Annotated in this window: 1 pseudogene; it reads right to left on the bottom strand. The window is 55.2% G+C overall.

The features are described from left to right. Positions 1-484: pseudogene (locus EIZ58_RS32800) on the bottom strand (hypothetical protein); the annotation flags it as partial.

The raw sequence follows: 484 nt of genomic DNA on the forward strand, positions 1-484 counted from the left end.
GCCGGAGCTCTGCAGATCCCAGGTGGCGCGCACTTTGCCAAAGGTGACTTTCAGGCCATCACGGGTGGCGCTGATTTTGCGCTGATAGTCAGGGTATTCGCCAGCAATGGTTTTATCGGAAAGCGGTTTCCCTTCTTTCGCTTCCAGTTTTTCCAGCAGTTCGCCGTCCCACACCAGATCCAGCGGTTTATTGCTGGTGATTTTGGTTTCCAGTAGTGACGTGCGCGGCGTGGCGAAGCGCAGAGTCATTTCGACTTGCACATCTTTTGCTGTCAGTTTTTGCACCAGCGCACCGGGAATACTGTATGCCTCCAGCGTAAAGTCGACTTTCTTGCCGTCCTGCCAGACGGTCAGGCGGTCGAAATTGCTGGCCATAAAGTTGATGTACTCTTCCGTCAGCAGCGCAACGCCCGGAAAGCCGCCCATGGTGTTAGGGCCGTCTGGCAACAGATGACCATGCCAGGCTCCGAGATCGAAAAACGGA

Source organism: Ammoniphilus sp. YIM 78166 (assembly GCF_004522215.1).
GTDB lineage: Bacteria > Bacillota > Bacilli > Aneurinibacillales > RAOX-1 > YIM-78166.